This window comes from Ruegeria sp. BE10, assembly GCF_056538905.1.
In genome coordinates this window covers 1-2,500 of the sequence record NZ_JBQFTX010000016.1, presented here as the reverse complement: position 1 = coordinate 2,500, position 2,500 = coordinate 1, and the positions used below count along the sequence as shown (strand labels likewise).

Genomic DNA, 2,500 nt, shown 5'->3' with positions numbered 1-2,500 from the left:
GAATACCCCGGGGGGTAGAGCACTGGATGGGTAATGGGGCCCCACAGGCTTACTGATCCTAACCAAACTCCGAATACCCGGGAGTACTAGATGGCAGACACACTGCGGATGCTAACGTCCGTAGTGGAGAGGGAAACAACCCTGACCTACAGCTAAGGCCCCCAATTCATGGCTAAGTGGGAAAGCAGGTGGGACGACCAAAACAACCAGGAGGTTGGCTTAGAAGCAGCCATCCTTTAAAGATAGCGTAACAGCTCACTGGTCTAAATAAGTTGTCCTGCGGCGAAGATGTAACGGGGCTCAAGCCATGAGCCGAAGCTTAGGATGCCGTAAGGCATGGTAGCAGAGCGTAGTGTGACATAGTCTCATTCCTCCTTCACGTCTTCGGGCGGATTGGAGGAGAGAGGCTTTCGATGAAGCCGGCCTGTGAGGGATCCGGTGGAGAGATCACTAGTGAGAATGATGACATGAGTAGCGACAAAGAGTGTGAGAGACACTCTCGCCGAAAGTCCAAGGGTTCCTGCTTAAAGCTAATCTGAGCAGGGTAAGCCGGCCCCTAAGCCGAGGCCGAAAGGCGTAGGCGATGGGAACCAGGTTAATATTCCTGGGCCGTGGAGTGGTGACGGATCTCAGGTGTAGTTCAATCTTATCGGATTGATTGGGCTGCTGAGAGGTTCCTGGAAATAGCCCTCCTATCAGACCGTACCCTAAACCGACACAGGTGGACTGGTAGAGAATACCAAGGCGCTTGAGAGAACGATGTTGAAGGAACTCGGCAAAATACCTCCGTAAGTTCGCGAGAAGGAGGCCCGGTTCCTAGGCAACTAGGGGCTGGGGGCACAAACCAGGGGGTGGCGACTGTTTATTAAAAACACAGGGCTCTGCGAAGTCGCAAGACGACGTATAGGGTCTGACGCCTGCCCGGTGCCTGAAGGTTAAAAGGAGAGGTGAGAGCCTTGAATTGAAGCCCAGGTAAACGGCGGCCGTAACTATAACGGTCCTAAGGTAGCGAAATTCCTTGTCGGGTAAGTTCCGACCTGCACGAATGGCGTAACGACTTCCCCGCTGTCTCCAACATCGACTCAGCGAAATTGAATTGCCTGTCAAGATGCAGGCTTCCCGCGGTTAGACGGAAAGACCCCGTGCACCTTTACTACAGCTTCGCACTGGCATCAGGATTGTGATGTGCAGGATAGGTGGTAGGCTTTGAAGCGGAAACGCAAGTATCCGTGGAGCCTCCCTTGAGATACCACCCTTCGCACTCTTGATGTCTAACCGCGGTCCGTTATCCGGATCCGGGACCCTGCGTGGCGGGTAGTTTGACTGGGGCGGTCGCCTCCTAAAGCGTAACGGAGGCGCGCGAAGGTTGGCTCAGAGCGGTCGGAAATCGCTCGTTGAGTGCAATGGCAGAAGCCAGCCTGACTGCGAGACTGACAAGTCGAGCAGAGTCGAAAGACGGCCATAGTGATCCGGTGGTCCCGAGTGGAAGGGCCATCGCTCAACGGATAAAAGGTACGCCGGGGATAACAGGCTGATACTGCCCAAGAGTCCATATCGACGGCAGTGTTTGGCACCTCGATGTCGGCTCATCTCATCCTGGGGCTGGAGCAGGTCCCAAGGGTACGGCTGTTCGCCGTTTAAAGAGGTACGTGAGCTGGGTTTAGAACGTCGTGAGACAGTTCGGTCCCTATCTGCCGTGGGTGTAGGAGACTTGAGAGGAGTTGCCCCTAGTACGAGAGGACCGGGGTGAACGATCCACTGGTGGACCAGTTGTCGTGCCAACGGCAGTGCTGGGTAGCTATGATCGGACAGGATAACCGCTGAAGGCATCTAAGCGGGAAGCCCCCCTCAAAACAAGGTCTCCCTGAGGGCCGTGGAAGACCACCACGTCAATAGGCCGGAGATGTAAGCGCAGTAATGCGTTCAGTTGACCGGTACTAATCGCCCGATAGGCTTGATTTGATCCAGTAACAGAAAGACAAATCAAAACCAAAAGCATACACCGACCTTGAGTTGGACAACGTTGATTGATGTGAAACCCCGTAAGGGGTGACATAACAACCGAGTGGCAACGCGCCTTTGCACGCAAAGACGCTGCCTGCCACCCGTCGCTTTCTTGCTCAGCAAGAATGCAGACATGGGCTTTTCCTCGGTTTGGTGGTCATAGCGCAAGTGAAACACCCGGTCCCATCCCGAACCCGGAAGTTAAGCACTGCCGCGCCAATGGTACTTGGGCTTAAGCCCCGGGAGAGTAGGTCACCGCCAAACCTAGTAAAAGCCCAAAACATCTCTCTAACGATGACACAAATCTGACACTGACGCGGGATGGAGCAGCCCGGTAGCTCGTCAGGCTCATAACCTGAAGGTCGTAGGTTCAAATCCTACTCCCGCAACCAGCGTCAGAAAATCTCAGAACAGCCCGGTCACACTACAATTGATCCCCAAGATCAATCGCTTAACACACTCAACCCGTCAGAACCATAAAACAATGGGGTGAGAG

Annotated in this window: 1 tRNA gene and 2 rRNA genes (1 of these 3 cut by a window edge); all 3 read left to right on the top strand. The window is 54.3% G+C overall.

The window, feature by feature from the left end:
* Positions 1–1,962, top strand: a 23S ribosomal RNA gene (locus ACR0M2_RS20535); it begins 866 nt to the left of the window's first position.
* Between the two features lie 191 nt (positions 1,963–2,153).
* A 5S ribosomal RNA gene (rrf, locus tag ACR0M2_RS20530) occupies positions 2,154–2,268 on the top strand.
* A 51-nt stretch (positions 2,269–2,319) separates the two neighbouring features.
* A tRNA-Met gene (locus ACR0M2_RS20525) sits at positions 2,320–2,396 on the top strand.
* The last annotated feature ends 104 nt before the right edge of the window (positions 2,397–2,500 follow it).